Annotated in this window: 19 protein-coding genes; all 19 read right to left on the bottom strand. The window is 62.2% G+C overall.

Going from position 1 to position 15,925, the window contains the following annotated elements; translation table 11 throughout:
- Position 1: 1 nt before the first annotated feature.
- The 19 genes from ACLEJW_RS09325 to ACLEJW_RS09235 all read right to left on the bottom strand — a co-directional run bounded on the left by ACLEJW_RS09325 (position 2) and on the right by ACLEJW_RS09235 (position 15,870).
- Positions 2-751: a phage minor tail protein L gene (locus ACLEJW_RS09325; RefSeq protein ID WP_440777437.1), complete on the bottom strand. Its 750-nt coding sequence runs from the start codon at positions 749-751 to the stop codon at positions 2-4.
- On the bottom strand, positions 748-1,086 hold the full coding sequence (locus ACLEJW_RS09320; protein ID WP_440777436.1) for a phage tail protein: 339 nt from the start codon (positions 1,084-1,086) through the stop codon (positions 748-750). The genes ACLEJW_RS09325 and ACLEJW_RS09320 overlap by 4 nt, the downstream gene beginning before the upstream one ends.
- Positions 1,086-4,538: a phage tail tape measure protein gene (locus tag ACLEJW_RS09315; RefSeq protein ID WP_440777435.1), complete on the bottom strand. Its 3,453-nt coding sequence runs from the start codon at positions 4,536-4,538 to the stop codon at positions 1,086-1,088. The genes ACLEJW_RS09320 and ACLEJW_RS09315 overlap by 1 nt, the downstream gene beginning before the upstream one ends.
- A 99-nt stretch (positions 4,539-4,637) precedes the next feature.
- A complete protein-coding gene (locus tag ACLEJW_RS09310; RefSeq protein WP_440777434.1) occupies positions 4,638-5,090 on the bottom strand; it encodes a type II toxin-antitoxin system YafO family toxin in 453 nt (150 codons plus the stop codon).
- A 384-nt stretch (positions 5,091-5,474) separates the two neighbouring features.
- Positions 5,475-5,741 carry a DUF1799 domain-containing protein gene (locus ACLEJW_RS09305; protein ID WP_440777433.1) on the bottom strand — a complete coding sequence of 89 codons (267 nt, stop codon included), beginning with the start codon at positions 5,739-5,741 and terminating at the stop codon, positions 5,475-5,477.
- A 47-nt stretch (positions 5,742-5,788) separates the two neighbouring features.
- Positions 5,789-6,172 (bottom strand): phage tail assembly chaperone, encoded by a 384-nt coding sequence (locus ACLEJW_RS09300; protein ID WP_440777432.1) that lies wholly within the window; start codon positions 6,170-6,172, stop codon positions 5,789-5,791.
- A gap of 9 nt (positions 6,173-6,181) precedes the next feature.
- The gene (locus ACLEJW_RS09295; protein ID WP_440777431.1) at positions 6,182-6,841 is read right to left on the bottom strand and encodes a phage tail protein; all 660 of its coding nucleotides are present in this window, start codon (positions 6,839-6,841) and stop codon (positions 6,182-6,184) included.
- Positions 6,842-6,880: 39 nt separating this feature from the next.
- The gene (locus ACLEJW_RS09290) at positions 6,881-7,309 is read right to left on the bottom strand and encodes a phage tail terminator-like protein (RefSeq protein WP_440777430.1); all 429 of its coding nucleotides are present in this window, start codon (positions 7,307-7,309) and stop codon (positions 6,881-6,883) included.
- The gene (locus tag ACLEJW_RS09285; RefSeq protein ID WP_440777429.1) at positions 7,306-7,980 is read right to left on the bottom strand and encodes a hypothetical protein; all 675 of its coding nucleotides are present in this window, start codon (positions 7,978-7,980) and stop codon (positions 7,306-7,308) included. Before ACLEJW_RS09285 ends, ACLEJW_RS09290 begins: the two co-directional genes overlap by 4 nt.
- A gap of 2 nt (positions 7,981-7,982) precedes the next feature.
- Positions 7,983-8,375, bottom strand: coding sequence for a hypothetical protein (locus ACLEJW_RS09280; RefSeq protein WP_440777428.1), 393 nt, complete (start codon positions 8,373-8,375; stop codon positions 7,983-7,985).
- Between the two features lie 3 nt (positions 8,376-8,378).
- On the bottom strand, positions 8,379-8,756 hold the full coding sequence (locus ACLEJW_RS09275; protein WP_440777427.1) for a hypothetical protein: 378 nt from the start codon (positions 8,754-8,756) through the stop codon (positions 8,379-8,381).
- Between the two features lie 3 nt (positions 8,757-8,759).
- Positions 8,760-9,065: a HeH/LEM domain-containing protein gene (locus ACLEJW_RS09270; RefSeq protein WP_440777426.1), complete on the bottom strand. Its 306-nt coding sequence runs from the start codon at positions 9,063-9,065 to the stop codon at positions 8,760-8,762.
- Positions 9,066-9,112: 47 nt separating this feature from the next.
- Positions 9,113-10,090 (bottom strand): major capsid protein, encoded by a 978-nt coding sequence (locus tag ACLEJW_RS09265; protein ID WP_440777425.1) that lies wholly within the window; start codon positions 10,088-10,090, stop codon positions 9,113-9,115.
- A gap of 3 nt (positions 10,091-10,093) precedes the next feature.
- The gene (locus ACLEJW_RS09260; protein WP_440777424.1) at positions 10,094-10,867 is read right to left on the bottom strand and encodes a hypothetical protein; all 774 of its coding nucleotides are present in this window, start codon (positions 10,865-10,867) and stop codon (positions 10,094-10,096) included.
- Positions 10,868-10,978: 111 nt separating this feature from the next.
- Positions 10,979-12,040 (bottom strand): minor capsid protein, encoded by a 1,062-nt coding sequence (locus ACLEJW_RS09255; RefSeq protein WP_440777423.1) that lies wholly within the window; start codon positions 12,038-12,040, stop codon positions 10,979-10,981.
- Positions 11,982-13,451 carry a DUF4055 domain-containing protein gene (locus ACLEJW_RS09250; RefSeq protein WP_440777422.1) on the bottom strand — a complete coding sequence of 490 codons (1,470 nt, stop codon included), beginning with the start codon at positions 13,449-13,451 and terminating at the stop codon, positions 11,982-11,984. Before ACLEJW_RS09250 ends, ACLEJW_RS09255 begins: the two co-directional genes overlap by 59 nt.
- The gene (locus tag ACLEJW_RS09245; protein WP_440777421.1) at positions 13,451-14,779 is read right to left on the bottom strand and encodes a terminase; all 1,329 of its coding nucleotides are present in this window, start codon (positions 14,777-14,779) and stop codon (positions 13,451-13,453) included. The genes ACLEJW_RS09250 and ACLEJW_RS09245 overlap by 1 nt, the downstream gene beginning before the upstream one ends.
- On the bottom strand, positions 14,754-15,230 hold the full coding sequence (locus tag ACLEJW_RS09240; protein ID WP_440777420.1) for a DUF2280 domain-containing protein: 477 nt from the start codon (positions 15,228-15,230) through the stop codon (positions 14,754-14,756). Before ACLEJW_RS09240 ends, ACLEJW_RS09245 begins: the two co-directional genes overlap by 26 nt.
- A gap of 31 nt (positions 15,231-15,261) precedes the next feature.
- Positions 15,262-15,870 (bottom strand): putative metallopeptidase, encoded by a 609-nt coding sequence (locus ACLEJW_RS09235; RefSeq protein ID WP_440777419.1) that lies wholly within the window; start codon positions 15,868-15,870, stop codon positions 15,262-15,264.
- Between the last annotated feature and the right edge of the window lie 55 nt (positions 15,871-15,925).

Genomic DNA, 15,925 nt, shown 5'->3' with positions numbered 1-15,925 from the left:
GTCAACTCCTTGCTATCAGTGACACGGCAGGGAAGCCGCCGAAGGGAACAGGATTGCCGGCGCCAAAGCGCACGACGCAGCCGGAGTCGAGACAACCATTGCAATCGTCCTTAGCCGGATCATCCGTGGGATTGCCATCCAGGTCGTAGTAGGGACCGGTGTAGCCGCAGTTCGGACCCCGGTAGCCATTGGTCATGGCCCAGTGGCACAGCGTGGTCATCTGCCGTCCGATAGACTCCCCTCCCACATCCCCCGGGCTGGCCAGCTCCCATGTCACCATCTGGCCGTTTTCGCCCGTTTTCTGGTCGATGAACCAGATCTCGATGCTTTCCTGGGTCGGGTCTGCGGTGGGGTTGCCGGCTGGAAAGTTCGCGGCATCCAGGAACTCGCCCAGCGTGTTGCGGATGGTCAGTTTGAACTCGAGCAGATTCGCGAAGGCGAGGCACAGCGCGGTGATTCGCCCGTTGACGTTACCGACGGACAGTTTCGGCCTCACCGCGGTGCCGTCCGAGTTTGCCTCGATGCCCTCGACCTTAAGCGGCCAGGCGCCATATTCCTCACCCTGCCACCAGATGGACTTGGCCGGCAGTTGGTCGGCATCGGCGCCAGCTGCTGCAAGCTCCTGAGTCGTGTGCGGGATAGCGTGGCCGTGGAACCGCAGCACGTCAGCACCGAAGTCGGAGCCGTCGAGCTCGAACAGCACCACCTCGGAGCCTGGCTCTAGCTTCTGTATCTGCTTGATCAGGCTCATGGATGGAATGCTCTTTCAAAGGTAGCTGTCACCTTGAACCGGCCGCCGCCTATAGGCGTGGGCTTCGGATCTTTGCAGGTGAATAGGCCCAGCTCACCGAGCGGGGTGAACCACAGAAAAGCTTTGGCCCCGCCGTGTCGGTCAAAGAAATCCATGATCTTCTGCGTTTGAACCTTCGTACCGGTCACGGTGATTGGGTAGCTGTCCTCTTTGTTATTGGGGCCGTCTCCCACCACCTGCCGGTATCCGCTGCCAAACTTGGACTCGCGGACCCGGTAGGTGATCTCTGGCGTTTCGCCGCGCTGCGTCGGCCAGCTGAACTTTTCGATGGCCATCAGCGCCCTCCTTTGGTATTTCGGTAACTCACCCCGCCAGGACGCCAAGAGTCCGCAACCGCTTTCTCTGCGGCCATTTGCATTTGCTTCTGCATATTTTGCTGCAGCAGCGCGGGATCGAGCTGCATGCCCTCATTGCTCCTGTCCTCCGTAATGAGGTTCACAGGCGCGGAGAGGCTGATGGAGGTCCCGCCACCGCCCACCGCTCTGACCCCGAGCTGGCCGCCAGACGTTCTGGTCAAAGGCATGATGGCCTCGTCACCCGCTTCTCCCATCACGCCCACCCTGCCACCGGCCATGCCAAAAGCCGTGGGCGTGCTGACGATGGAATTAGTGAACGCTCCACCGTCAGCAAAAAGCTGCACGCCATTCGACCAGGCCCCGCCGAGCGCTTGGAAGTAGGCGCTGTCGTAACCTGCCTGCGAAGCGCCAAGGTTTGAGGAAATAGCACCCGCAGACCCGGCCTCCATGCCGTTACCGCTACCGCTGCCGAAGTAGGCGGAGACAGCGGTGGAGCCCCAGTTAACCAAAGTGCTGAGCAATCCAGAGGCCGCGCGCTGGGTTTCGATTCGAACCATGTCTGCCAGGATTGACTTGGTGAAGTCTGCAAAAGAGAACTTGCCAGTCATGGCGAAATTCACGACCGCATCCTCCATCGAGCTAAAGGCATTCGTGAACAAAGATCTCGTCTGCCCGGCTACATCACGGGCCTGCTCCAGATAATTCTGGAAGGCCGAGGATGCGCCTTTGCGCCAGTCGCCCTGCGCGACCGTCATCTGGTCGTAGTTGACGATGGTTGTTTCCTGCAGGTCCTTCTCGGTCTTGTTCAGGGCCGCCAGCTTCTGGTTGTACTCATCAAGGCTCATACCCCTTGAACCGTCACCATACTGGTTGGCCAAGTCCAGGCGCTGCTGGTTGATCCGATCGGTGATACCGTTCTGTTGATCCTGCAGACCGCGCTGCCGGTCGCCAAGCCCAAGACCGTCGGCGGACCGCTGCCCCTGCAACCTGAGGGCCTGGACCTGCTGGTCAAGGGCGTCGGTGTAGGTCTGCACTGCCCTGGCCTGCTTGGCCAGGCGGCCCTGCTCATTGGTCGCAAGCACCGCGAGCTCGGTATCTGCGTCCTTCTGAGCTTTAACCATCGCGGCACGCGCATCGGCTATCTTCTGGTCGAGCTGGATGCGGTGCTGCGCGTTGGTGCTGCTGCGCCCTTTTGCCTGCTCAAGCGCAGCGATCTCTTCCTCATAGGCATGCGTTACATCGGACCTCTGCTGCTCGATAATCGCGGCACGCTGCGACGCGTAAGACTCCTGAGAGATCAGGCCGGCTTTCTGCGCAGCATCCAGCTCCTTCTGGTGGTTCTTGTACTCAGCCAGAATGGCGCTCAGCGCGTTCTTCTGGTCGTTGAAACCGGAGAGGTCAACTGCCCCCGCGCGGCCGGCAGGGTCCTTGAACTGCTTAGCAATGTCTGCCTTTACTCGGGCAATGTTCTCGGGCTTCAGCCGGTCATCATCGGGGTTCACCTTGCGGATCGCATCCAGAGACTTACCGTACTCTTTCAGCGCATCTGCACGCTTTTCTGCGTTGGTCCTGGCCGACTTTTCCAGCGCATCAATCTTGCCGATTGCAACTATGGCAGCCTGCTGCTGCTGGACATCCAGCTCGCGGGCTCTGGCGATGGCCTGCTGTGTGTCGCGCTGCTGGATTAGCCCCTTCAACTCAAGGCTGGCATCAGTCAGCTTTTTCTGTGCGTCGCTGTCATCCTTGTCCGCATTCACGGCACTTTGTGCTGCGGCTACTTGCCGCTGCAGGTCAACAATGCGCCCAGCTATGTCCTGGTCCCTGCCAGCGTTCTTGATCGAGTCTACGGTTGCAGCTACCTCGCCGCGCAGAGCCTTCCAGCCCCTCTCCCAGATGGAAAGGTTCTCGGTAACCTCTTTGCTGCGGTTTTTGATCGTATCGACGTAGGTATCGGTGAGCAGCTTTGCTGCCCCGATGGTGTCGCCCTGCTCTTTCAGCGCAACGATCTGCGAGTAGGTCGAAGCGGTCAGGAAGTTGTACTGCTCGTTTAGGTCCTTGGCAGCTGCCACCGGGTCCTTGCCGATCTTCACGAACTCGGCCACGGTCTCCTCGACTGCCCTACCAGTCGCTGAGCGCCATTCCAGGGCCGCCTCGGTGATCTCGACAAAGCTGTCAGAGGCGATCTTCCCGCTACCGGCCAGCTGGGTGAGCACCTCCGCCGCCGCGCCAGTGGTGCCGACGGTCGCCGCGACCTGCCGCGCCATTCCCGACATCTGGTCTGCTGTCGTACCGGCGGCGTTGCCAGTCTTGATCAGCTCCTTCTGGAATCCGACCGCCTCCTCGCTGCCCGAATAGTAGGCGTAGCCGAGCACAGCCATCGCAGCAGCCGCGACAGTGAACGGGTTCACCAGGCCCAGGACGTATCCGCCCAGGGCCTTAACGGCCGGTCCAACGCCGCCAAACATGTCCTTGAGCTGGCCGCCCTGCTGCAGGAGAACCGTCAGTGGGGCCTGGCCGCCTTGCAGGGACACAACGATATCAGTGAACTGCGCCGGCACACCGCGCAGTGCGGCTGCCGTTGCCTTGGCTGACATGCCAGTTTTGTTCAGCGCAACATCGGCGCCGCCCAAAGCAGTGCGCGCCTGGTCGATCTTCGCCTGGTACTCGCCGAAGGTTTCCGAGTCGAGCGCCTTGCTGTCGCGGAAGCCCTTCAGCTTCTGCTCCATCAGGTCCAGCCGGCTCATTGCCGCGACGGTCGGGTCGATCTTGCCCAGCAGCTCCTCGAGCGCCTGGCCTTCCTCCCGATGCGCTCCGGCAGCCTTCTTCGCCGCTTCCGCCTGGCGCTCTTCCGTGGCGATGAGGGCCTGAGCCCGGCTGTTGATGGATGCCTGACGGCTGGCACTGTCCGATAGAACGGCGTTCGCCTGGGCGGTGACCTCGGCGCTCTGCTCGGTCGCCCGGTTGAGCGACTGCACGTAATGGCTGGCCTCCAGCGAGGCCTTGGCCACGGCCAGAATTCTGGCTTGCTGCTCGTCGGCGGACTCGGCAGCGCGCCGGCCGGCCTGGGCTCCGGCATCCGTGGCGCTGGTGAGCGCCTCCTGCACCTTACCCGCCTGCGCGGCCTCGGTCCGAAACGCCCCCATGTTCGCTGCGGCGCTGCTGAACGCCGTGGAGGCGCTGGTGACAGCGCGCCCCACCGTGGCCATCTGCTGCGCCAGCTCGGTCTGCTTGGCGTTGAGCGCCTGCAGCTCCTGCACGATCTGCCGGGTGTCGCCCTGAAGGCTGCCCAGGGCAGTCTCCCAGGCGCGCCCGGTTCGTCCAGCCGACTCCTCGCTGCGCTTGCCGGCGTCCGTAAGCTGATCGAGGTTGTCCTTGGCTTCAACAGCATCGCCGGAGTCGATCTGCAGGCCAAGGGAGGCGATGGTCGTCATACTTTTCTCCGGGCAATAAAAAACCCGCCTAAGCGGGTTTTATGAAGGTTGGGCTAACAGCTGGGATTGAGCACACCAGAAAAGTGAATCAGCGCAGATCTATGGCTTCGCAATAATCCACTCCTCGTTCGCTGGATCCCTAGCGTAGGCCGATCTCTCTCTTTCAGTCAGATCAGCCATAGACCGCATGAAGATCGGGTCTGACATCTTGGAATGCCCAGGGTCCAAGATTGTCAGCAGCAAAAATGGCTGGAGGTAAAAATCACCCATCATGGTGTAAACAAGGATTCGATCAGAGGTAAACCGGTCTTGATCGGCGCCTCTATCAGCTAAACGATCCCATCGCTTTGTCACAAGATCAGTTTCTAAATGCACATGCCAGAGCTTTTGCTCTACCACTGCCTTAGGTTTGATGAATGGAACATCCTTGCCAAAAATTTCACCTAGGTAGGTCTGCCCAGCCTTGAAAAGCTGAAATTCAGTAGCCAGAGCTACCGAAGCTTCCTTGCCAAGGTCGATTTTTAGAGATGTCGATATGACAACCGGCTTCATTGCTTACCGGATTTACGGCCCATGGCAACCAGTCGCGCCTGACCTCGCTCAGCTGCCAAAGCCAAGACGGCGTCGTTCAAAGCAGCTGGACGGTTTCTACGCTCACTACGCGGGCGTGCTTTCATTGATTTTCCACCAGATTCGCGAAACGAAATCTAAGGCCGGAAGGCCTGTTGGATTGCTCACACTTCGAGCATGTGAGGTGTAGAAAACCAATGCGCATGGCGCATGCAAAAACCTCACTCAGGTGAATTAAACCGCATTTCTCATCGGATGTCAGCACGTCTTCGCAGAAAAACGGCGATCCAAATCGCAAACCTCGAGGCCTACAGACGGCATTGGGTCCGCATAACACACCGCAATGCTACCGGACAAATCAACGCTTCATTCCATTATTTCCGACATGACGGCCATGGCTTCAACCTCCATGACGCGGAGATCGGGGAAAATGTTTGTGAGGTCGCGGCGATTGATGCCGAGCATTGAGGCAGTTGCGGGGATGGCGGTGTAGTCCAGGCCGGACGGGCCGCCCGGAGCCACCCGCCACTGCGTGCCAAGAGCATCGAACAGCCGGAAGGCTGGCCATGCATCTGGCCAGACCTCCACCACCTCCTCCTCAATGTCATCAGGCGTCAGGCCCAGCGCCGCCAACTGCTCGACGGAGGGGCCCCGCTCATAGCAGGCCCGGGCCGCCGCCCTCAGTTTCCCAGGCGGGCCGGGCTGTAGGCAGCCTGGTAGGCATCGATGACCGCCTTCGGAGCGCCGGTGCAGGTGCACACCAGGTCTACGATGGCCTCAGTACTGAACTCGTCCTCCAGATCCCAGCCAGTGACGATCTCGCCCAGCTGCTCGGCCTGCAGGGCGATTTCACCGGTGGTGACCTCCTCCCAGTTTGCCCCGTCCTTCTGGGCCTTCGCCGCCCAGGCGTCGCGCGCCTTGTTCCAGCGATCGAACATCGCGGACAGAGCTACGCGGTCCATGTAGCGGAATTGGAACTCCACCGGGGCCGGCTCGGCGCCAATGCGCGGAACCTGCACCACAGCGGCAAACGTGGGGTTCTGCGCGATCTTGATCTTTGCCATGAGTACTCCTTACGCGCCAGCCAGGTAACGAAGCGAGCGAGCCGACAAGCCGACGCTGATGGTTCGGGTCATCACGTTGTTCCGCTCCATGGTTGGGTCGGGCGTGATGCTGACATAGCCCGGGTACAGGATCTGGTCGCCGTTGCGGAGCTTCATGCGGATCACCGTCAGCTCTTTAGAGGCGTCGTAGCCCTCCACGGTTTCGACGTAGGCAGCACTGGGCTGATCCTCAACCGAGATGGTCAGGGACCGAGGGTTGCGGTTCGACGGATACTGCTTGTCGTCGTCATCCTCCAAATACCCGACGGTAGTGTACTGCTGCTCACCACCTGCGGAGTTGAAACCGGTCACCTTGGAAATCTGCACCCAGTCCGATACAGGCAGAACGGAGCCGACGCCTGCGCCAGCGGTGAAAAATTCGGCGTCGCTGGTGTCCAGGCCGGCCAAGGAGAAGCTGTCGGCGGCGACCCCGGAAGCCTTGACGGCTCGGTCGTTGATCAGCGCCCAGCCGGAGTTGACCAGCAGAATGTCGCCGTTCGCGATGCTGTGGCCGACTGCGGTAGCGACCGGCGGCTTTGCGTTGGACAGCGCGGTGAACGGGACGGCGGCGCCGATGACGCGTGCGATTTCCAGCACGGCGCCGTTTGGCAGCGGGAAGCGTGCGGCCATGTTGTGTTTCCTCTTGATAGCCCGCCGGGCGGCGGTTGGTTATGCCCCAGCGGGCGGTTGGTCCGCGACACCGCGGTAAGTGAAGCTGGCCGGAACCGTGTAAGTTGCCGACTCGGGAATGGTTGGGCCCTGGTCAACCGGTTCGGTGACTAGGCCCTCGAAGCCGTTGCGGCTGAGTTCCGAGTCAACCCGGAAGAGACTCGAAAGCTCGCCGACCAAGGCCTCGGCAGTAGCTAGTGGCTGGCCAGCCGGGCAAACGATGCTGACCTGGTACACGCCGGTGTACTCGTAAGCCTCTCCGCCCAGGTAGCGGCAGGTGGTGCCGGCCGGGAGCAGGTAGGCACGCAGGTAGGTCTCGCTGGGCTCGGCCTCGAACTCCTGCTCGAAGTTCGCCACTCGAATCGGGCGCGCCGAGGCCCAGGCCATCAGCTTGATTTCAATAGCCTGGCGGGCTCGTGCATGGCTCATACGCGGTTGTTCCTGATGGCTTCGTCGACGATGCGCTGGAAGTTGGCCAGGGTCACTCGGACCATGCCGTTGGGTGCCTGGGTGGAGTGGCCGTACTCGAGCGGAATGGCATACGCCAGGTTGTTCACGATGTAGGCCGTCTGGCCGATGGTAAGGGCCTGCACCTGGGCTATCAGATCGGCGATCGTCACGCTGCCCGATGGGTCGATGCGATCCAGCTCACCGGTCGCCGGCGAGTCGATGGAGAACTGCCAGTTACCCCGGAACCGCCCGCCGACGTAGCCCTGTCCCGCTACCAGGCCGTTCACAGAGAAGTTCTGCTCCCGCTCGGTCTTTGTCAGGGGCTTGGCGTACTTCACACCCTTGCGCAGCTTACCGGCCTTGGTGAAGTTGCTCTCATTGAGGTTGATCAGGGTGTTGCGGACGGCCACCTTGAAGTCGTAGGCGTCGGCAGCGCGGGTATTGGCCGCCCTGTGAGCCACGTTGGCGGCCCAAATCTCCGGATTGCCTACGGGTGACATGCGGATGACGCTGCTGCCGATCTCGATCACGATCTCGCGGAAGGTGGCGTCCAGCGCTTGCTCGGCCTGCTCGGCGAAGGCCCGGATGCTTTCGGCAAAACCACCCTCAAGCCCGCCGTACCGCTGCGTCATGTGTGCGCCGCGTGGCATGGTCACTTCCTCAGTTGAATGGTCCAGGTGGCCTGGGCAGGATCCTCGGACACGTTGAGTGCTCGATAGCCGCTCACCTGGTCGCCAATCTTGGGCGCCGCAAGGGTTTCGCTGGTCTGGCCGTCCCGCTCTTCGAACAGCTCGTTCTGCAGCACCAGCAGCTTCACGTCTTCGGTCTGGATGCGTGAGCCGTCGATCTCCTTGGCCAGGTAGCTGCCGAACACGCCTCGCCCGGTGTAGTGCACAGTCGACGCCGGCATCGTGCCGCCGATGGCCGGATCGTAGCCGCCCTTTATGGAGCGCGACCCCGCTACCGGTCGAACTGCATCGGCCAGCCCTTCTGGATCGTCGAACGCCTCGGCCAGGTCCGCTTGGATTTCTTCGCGCATGCTCATCGACTAGATCCTCTTGAGCAGCACGGTGCCCGGGCGGCGGGTCCAAGGCGCGATCAAGTCCAGTGCGAAGTTCTCGGCGGTTGAGCGATCGGTTGAGCCGGCGACGTAGGTCTTGCTCGTCGAGGTACCGGCCTGCGCCGAAACAGTCTTGCTCTGCACCTCGCGCTGGGTGTCCTTGTAGAGCTTGCCGGCTGCGGCCAGCTTGGCCACCTGTGCGCCGGCGCTGACGATTGCGTCCGGCACCGGACTGGGTAGTGGACGCTTGATCTTGGCCGTGAGCCAGGCGTTGGCCATGACCACAGCAAGGACCGCATCACCGGCACCTGCCCAGCCCTGGCCGAGCTTTGCATCGACGTCAGCAACGGTGATGAAGTCGGTCATCGCTTACTCCTGCGGGATCAGGACTTGCAGGTCGGGCTTCTTCGCGCTGGCGTCGAACTCGATACCTTTGGCGGTGAGCCATTCCTTCAGCTCGGGGACGTTCATCTTGTGCGGGTCAGTTTCAGGCTGATCCTGGCCGCCTTGGTCGCCAACCTTGATGCCGGCCGCCTCGTAGGCCTCGACGATCTCGGGCGCCTCGCCCTCGACCACAACCTGCGTTGCGCCGTCGATCACTCCGAAGAACTGGTCCAGACGGCGATAGCAGGTGCCGCGCTCGCTGCCCGGGGTGTTGGTGTAGATGACTTTCATGCTGATCTCCTGCGTAGGGCGCCAGGCCGGCGCCCCGCATCATGGGGTCAAGGAGTGGCGGTGCCGCTGATGACTGCGGCGAACGGCACCTGTTTGCGGTCGAAGACGCGCTTCCAGTTGGCCGCCGACGCGTACTGGGCGGCAGTCGGGCTCAGGTTGCGGTTCTCGCTGCCCTGCCAGCTGAAGCCGGCCGGCTGGAGGATGTAGGTCTTGCGCTCCCACAGCACCTCGGCACCGCCGCCGTTGCCGCCATCGGGCTTGCGCTGCATCTCGACCGGCATGTGCGGGTCGCCCTCGCCATAACCGAAGGCGCCCTGGCCGAAGAACAGCGAGAGGAACTGACCTGGCGCGTAGGTCAGGCCATCGTCCATGAACACTGGCTTGCCCAGATAGGTGGCCAGGATGATCTTGCCCTGCGAGTCGCGCAGGTACTCGATCATGTCCTGCTTGACCATCTGGTTCATGACGACCGAGTGCACGCCGATGGCGCCGAACATGTCGGCGGCGTCGCCTGCGGTGAACGCGGCATCCTGGAATGCGTTGGCACTGATCGAGGCGCCCGCATCCTTGACCATGTCGCCGCCGTTCTGGGCGATGTTGGCCGCGATGATGCCGCGGCCGGCGCCCATCAGGTAACGCTGCCACTGGCGCGTCCAGTACGTGCCGAAGCGGTTGCGGATGTGCTGCATCGGCTCGGAGTTGGCCAGCTCGGCGGTCAGGTCGGAGACGCCGTAGCCTTTGTTGAGGTACAGGGTCCGCGCGCGCATGCTGCCCTGCTCGGCCTTGCCGACGGCGCCGAGGTCGTCGGGGTCATCGTTAGAAATGTTCGGCGCCTCATCGGCGTCGAGATCCTGCCAGTAGCTGATTTCGGAGGTGCCCTGGCCGTTCTTGGCGATGTTGTCCAGGGTGGCCGAGCGGGTGATGATGCCGGACTCGTAGACGGCGGTCTTCTCGGGCGAGTTCACCGGCTCCAGAGTGCCGTAGTAGTCGGCAACGAAGATGTCCGACAGTTGGGTAGATGCCATGGGTTAGGTTCCTCGGGTGGCTTGGAGTTTTTTGAATGCGTCGGGGTTGTCACGAGCCATCGCAGCACGCTCGGTCTCGGTGTACTCGCCCCATTTCTTCGTGGCCTTGCCACCGTTGTCGCCGGTCTGTCCGGCACCCTGAGCCCTTGGCCACAGGTGGGTAGCGGTTTCGCGCAGCGATTCCGCCCATTCGAGGGGAGACAGCGGGGTCTTGCCGTCCTTCCCGTACACGACTTCGCCGGCACGGTCAGTGGCAACAGGCTCACCGTCTTCGCTCAGTTTGAAGGTGCCGCGGGCGCGGAGGATGATGTCCTCGGCAGCCTCAGGCAGCGCGCCGGCCTTGATGGCGGCAGCGCGGATGGAGTCAGCCAGCACCTTGTCGCTGTACTTGGCAGCAAAGGCTTCGGCCTTGTCGGCGCGCTCGTTGGCGGCCTTGACCTGCTTGTCCAAGTCGGTGCGCAGGCGCTCGGTGCGGCGGCTGATGACCTCGTCCAGCTTGCCCTCGGCGATCAGCTTGGTCTCTTCGTCCTGCCCGGCCTTGGCCAGCAGACCCTTGACCGCTTCAATATCCAGACCGTCGAACTGGCCTTTCAGCTTGTCCAGTTCGGTCTTGATGGCCTTATTGGATCCGATCAGCTCGGTGTTTTTGGACTTGAGGCCCGAGACCTCGCCGTCCAGGAATTTCTGCACCTCGCCGCCGAGCGCCGCCTTCAGCGCGGCAGTTTGGGTTTCGTCGAGGGTGAGGCCATGGGCGGCCGGGTCGAAGTCAAAAGGCATGTCGCTATCCCCTGGGGACTGGTGAGCCCGCCTGGCGGGCAGAAAAAAGCCCCGCAGTGCGAGGCCGTAATGCGCGCCACGAAACCGTGGCTACGTGTTTTGTGGCGCAGATCAGCTAATACCGGCCCTCTCGAACGCCAGCGGCTCCAGCTCCTTGAGCTGGTCCAACGTCAGAGGCTTGAAGTTCTTGTCCAGTTGCAGCGAGGCGAACCGCTCAGCAGTGAGCCCGCCATCGCGGAATAGCTTGGCGCGCACCGGCCCCAGCGCCGCGACCTGGAACGCCGGTGGCTGCGTTTTCAGCCACTGGTAGTAGCTGAGGCTGGCGGAGACCTGCGCGCCACCAGAAGCACCCACTGAGGCGCGTGTTGCACCCTTCGCAAATGCCGCGGACAGCTTAGTGATCGGTGTGATAGTCGTGCGGCAGTTGATGTGGAAAGGCGGCACCGGGCCCTTCCCTAACTCAAACTCGCGACCGTCCAGGCTCTTGCACTGCTGGCTGGTCTTTCGGTCGAGGGTAGCCACGATCCGGTAGCCCGGGACGAACTCAGCGTTCGCGGCCAACGTCTCCATTCGCGCTGTTGCGGAGACGTGCTGCACGGCGGTGTACACGACTGCCTTAGCGTTGCGGTTGCTGACCGCCAGCACGCCATCGGTGAAGTTCTGTGCGGCTGTGCCGCGGATGGCCTGGGTTATCTCGGCATTTGTCTGGCCCTGGACTACGCCAAGGCGGATGGCGTTGGTCACGCGGGTGGATTCATTCCTCGTCCAGCCGCTCAGGAAGGGCTTCAGCAGCGTACCGCCTTCGATCCCTGCTACCTGAAGAGGCTGTGTGTTGATCGCGGCCCGGATCAGCGCGTCTGTCGGCATGATGGCGTCGATGAGCAGCGCCTTCGCCAGGCTACGGCTTTCGAAAGCGGACAGGTACTGCGCGATGTCCACCAGGTCGGCCTGCATGCGGTCGCCGAAGGCTTGGTAGATGCCCAGCAGCTTGCCGCCAACTCTCGACAGGAACTCTTCCAAGCGACTTCGGCTGTAGGTGGTCAGCTCGCGGCGTGTGAGTTGGTCCCGCACCTGCGTATCCACCTGGCGCAGGATCGTCTCAAACTTCTTGACCTCACCGGCCTTTAGCCGCTCCAGCAGCACCGCGTGCCGACTGACCTGCTCCAGCAGCATTTCGTCCGCCGTCTGCGTTGGTTTCGTCGCCATCGTCAATGTCCAAGTTGATGCCGGCTGACTCGCGCTCGTCGCTGATCAGCCCGGCCTCTTCGTCGTAGGCCCGCTCGGGCAGCTTGCCAGTGGTGAGGTACTGCCAGTAGGTGTCGGCGCTGATGGTTCCGGCCATGACGCTCTTCTGCAGCTCGGCCAGCACCTGGGCATTGACCTCGGGAATGATGAACTCAGGCTTGACCTTGAACACCACCTCTTCGGGGTTGTAGCCGGTCCACTCCGCCGCGTAGCGTAAGGCCTGTTCAATCGCGCTGGCAGCGGTGATCACTATGCTGTGCAGCGTGGCGTGCTGGTCGTTTTGGCGCGTCTTGCGGGCCTCGCCCGACTCGGTGCCGGACACGTCCATGACCTTGGCGCCAGCCTCGAGGGCTGCGCTCTTTTGATCGGCCATGGCGGTGCGTACCGCCTGCACCCCAGCGCCCTGAAACTCGAGGTAGCCGCAGGTGCCGGTCTTGCCAAGGTCCCAAGCCGCCGACGGCCCTGTCACGCTCAGCTCGACCTCTTCATCCAGGCCGGATACCCAGGGCTGCGGGTGGCTCGTCTGGTGCAGCGCGGTGAAGTAATCAGCACTGAGCTGGTAGGACTTGATCGCGGCCCGTGCCATGGTGAGCAGCGGGATCTCGTCGACGTCAGGCGAGTTGTCGGTCGAACCACAGTAGATGACCGGGATGTACTCGAGTCCGCGCACCAACTGGTTGCCAGAGCCGACCGTCCCGAGCGGCTTCTCGTCCTCAATCAGCTCGCCAGCCTCATTGCGGACTGCCGTGTAGCAGACCTCGCCGTCCATGTAGAACTCGCGGTAGACCGTCTGACAGTCGTGGCTGTAGCGATCTTCGGCCTTTTTGCGGAACTCGCGGAACACGGCCAGCACCAGATCTTGGCGCCCGCCTTGGTCGGCAGTGTCCCAGTTGATGCCATTCCGGGCAGCGTAGGTTGCGAAGTACGGCTGGCCCTTGTCGTCCACGTTGACCACCAGCGGTACTCGGCCGTGTGAGATCGTCTGACGCACGATGCGTAGGAACAGCTGGGTCAGCCCGAAGCCGTCGGCGGTGGCGTTCTCTTCGACGCCCTTGAGGCCGCTGGGCAGCTTCACCTCAGGGATGAGCCGCGACACCAGGCCCATCATCGAGCGCAGCGAGTCGCGCACCCAGTGTTCGTACTGCGCCCGGGCGGTGTAGTTCTGGTAGAGGTACGCATTGGCAGCGCCGTCCAGCTTCTCCGCCTCGACCATTCCGCTCGGCTTGGGCAAGTTGCGTACGTTGGCCTTGATGGCGCATTCGCCCTCTAGGGCATCGTCCATCATCCGCCACTCATCGATGTGGACGTCGTAGTCAGGGTTAGTCGATTGGACAGGCATTACGCCAAACCTCCGATGCGGCGGGTACCAGCCGACTGTGTCTTGATTGGGAAGCGCTTGGCGATGAAGTAGCCAGCGGCGTCGTTCATGTGGTCGTGCCCTTTCTTCGGGTCTTTGTCCGGCTCGCCCTTGTCCGTGTAGGTCTGGCGCTCCAGGCACTGCGTGAGCTGCGGGCACTGGTCAATATTCACCTTGAGGCGACGCTCTCCATATGTGTTCAGGAACATGGAGTTGACCGCGTTAATGCGGTCCTTGACGCCAGGATTCTGCGAGTCGACCACGACGGTGAAGCCGGCCTTCTTTAGCAGGGACAGGTCCGACTCACTGGCGTTCTTGCTGCTGGTGTTCTGTCCGCTGGCGTCTGGATACACGGAGATGCCATGCCCAGGAAATCGCGCCTTGATCTTCTCGATCATCTCCGGCGTGTCACGCACCGAGTGGAATTCGTCCAGCGCCAGCGGCAGGCCGTCACGCACGACGTATACCACCGCAGCCATCTTCATGACGTTGAAGTCCATGCCGATGTGGAGAGCCTCACCTGGCTCGATGCGCGCGCTGGTGCGGCACTCTTTCCGGTCGAAGGTGTAGTAGACGACACCCGCGTAGTTTTCGAATCCGGCTTCGTATTCCTGGCGGAAGGTACGCGGGTCCATCTTGCGGCGGGCCGCATCCAGCTCCTCGGCTGGGACGTTGCCGCCCTGCAGTGAGGTGTACTGCCAGCTCTTGTGGTCGGGCTCGCCGCCAGGCTGTCCGTCGCGGTAGGTGTCGTAGCAGTGGTTGAAGCCCTTCGGTGTGCCGATCCGCAGCGCATGACCGCCCTTCCTCGACTCCCCCGTCTGAGGGATCGTGTACTGGCAGGTCGAGAGCATGGGACGCAGCACTTCTTCCCATGCTGCCCATGGGCAGTCGGCCCACTCGTCCACTAGCACAAAGAACAGACCGGAGCCGCGAAGGTTGTCGTAGTTGTCTAGGCCGACCACACGCATGATGTGGCCCGACTTAAGCGTGATCGCGCACTCGGTCTCGTTTGGGCGTGCCGCGCGCCAGGCCTCAGGAATGGCCTGCTTCAGCCGGCGCCAGAATACCCGCTTGGCTTGTTTGAACGTAGGCGCGCCGTACCAGATCTCGTCCTCAACGCTCACGCCCCACTCCGCAGCCAGCCGGGCCGCGCGGCGCATTTCTGCCTTGCCAAGGAAGGTCTTGCCGAATCGACGCCCGCACACCGCATCACGGAAACGCGCCTCAGGCTGAAAGCCCCACACGTAAATGTTCGCCTGCTTCGGCGTCAGCTTAACCGGCGGGTCATAGGTGCGGGGTAGTCGGGGCATTCTCGTCTGGCTCCAGCGTGTACTCAGCAACGGCGTGCTGCTGGTCCGCCTGGGAGCCCAGGGGCTTATCGGGTTCGATCTTGCGGTTGACGTACATGTCGCCGCACTCTTTGGCGGCCTGCTCGTACAGCTGGGCGGTAAGCGCCAGGTTGCGCATGTTCTCGGCCTTCTCGGCCATACGCCCGAGGCCGCGAAGGCGAAACGCACGGTTGGCGATCGGGATCTCAGCTGTCTCCTCGCGGAAACGCTTGCGGGTGTCGTTGAACAGATCGATCCACTTCTGAGCAAGGCCACGCCCTGCGTACTTGGTCGGGTCATGCCCTTCGCACGTTTGGCGGCTCAGCTCGATGCCGAATTCCTTCTTGACGGCCTCCACCACCTGCGACGGTGTATCGAAGCAGGCCAGAGCCTGAACAATGAAGGCTTTGACCTCGCTTCGTAGTGCTGCCATGTGAATGTCGTCCGTCAGGACCTGTCAGGATTCAGGCCGACTTGAGCAGGCAGGTTCCGCAGGCCCTCGCAATGTTGATCTTGGCCACCTCGGGCGGCCGGCTTGCAGCGTCGATCAGCTGCTGTACGTCGTTGCTCGCACCGTAGCGACGAACCACACCGATGAACTCTTCGATGTCGTGTCCACGCATCTCCAGCTTGGGCAAGCCGTCTTGGGTGAACTTGGGTGCGCCGTACTGATCGGTCGCTTGAGCGATGTGGTAGAGCTGATGCTCGACCAGGGCGCAGAACTCCGCTTCTGTGCACTGGGCGCAGTAGTCGGCTGCCAGGGTGATGAGGAACTGAGGCTCTTCGCCGAACCACTCACGCATCTGCTGCTCTTGCCGGGCCTTCTGCCAGCCGCCTGCGCGGTGCATCACCTGCTCAGCTTGGCCAAGGACTGTTCTGCCCTTCTTCGCGAATGCAGAGGAGGCCCACAGCACACCGATACTCGCATCGATGAGGTGGGTGTGCTCTTCGTTGTGGATGCTGCCGGTGGTGGCAAGGATCTCGGCCTGTATCCACTCCCACACATCAGGGGTTGGCTGCAGGGTTAGCCATAGCGATTCGAGCAGGTCGGCCGGCGGCATTGGTCTGCTCATGGCTCACCTTCCTCTTGAAACGGTGGCCATGGGCCGGTATTTATAACGATCAACT

It is taken from the genome of Pseudomonas sp. SMSB3 (genome assembly GCF_052041965.1).
GTDB lineage: Bacteria > Pseudomonadota > Gammaproteobacteria > Pseudomonadales > Pseudomonadaceae > Aquipseudomonas.
The sequence above is the reverse complement of the archived record's forward strand: the minus strand, read 5'-3'. Positions and strand labels throughout refer to the sequence as shown.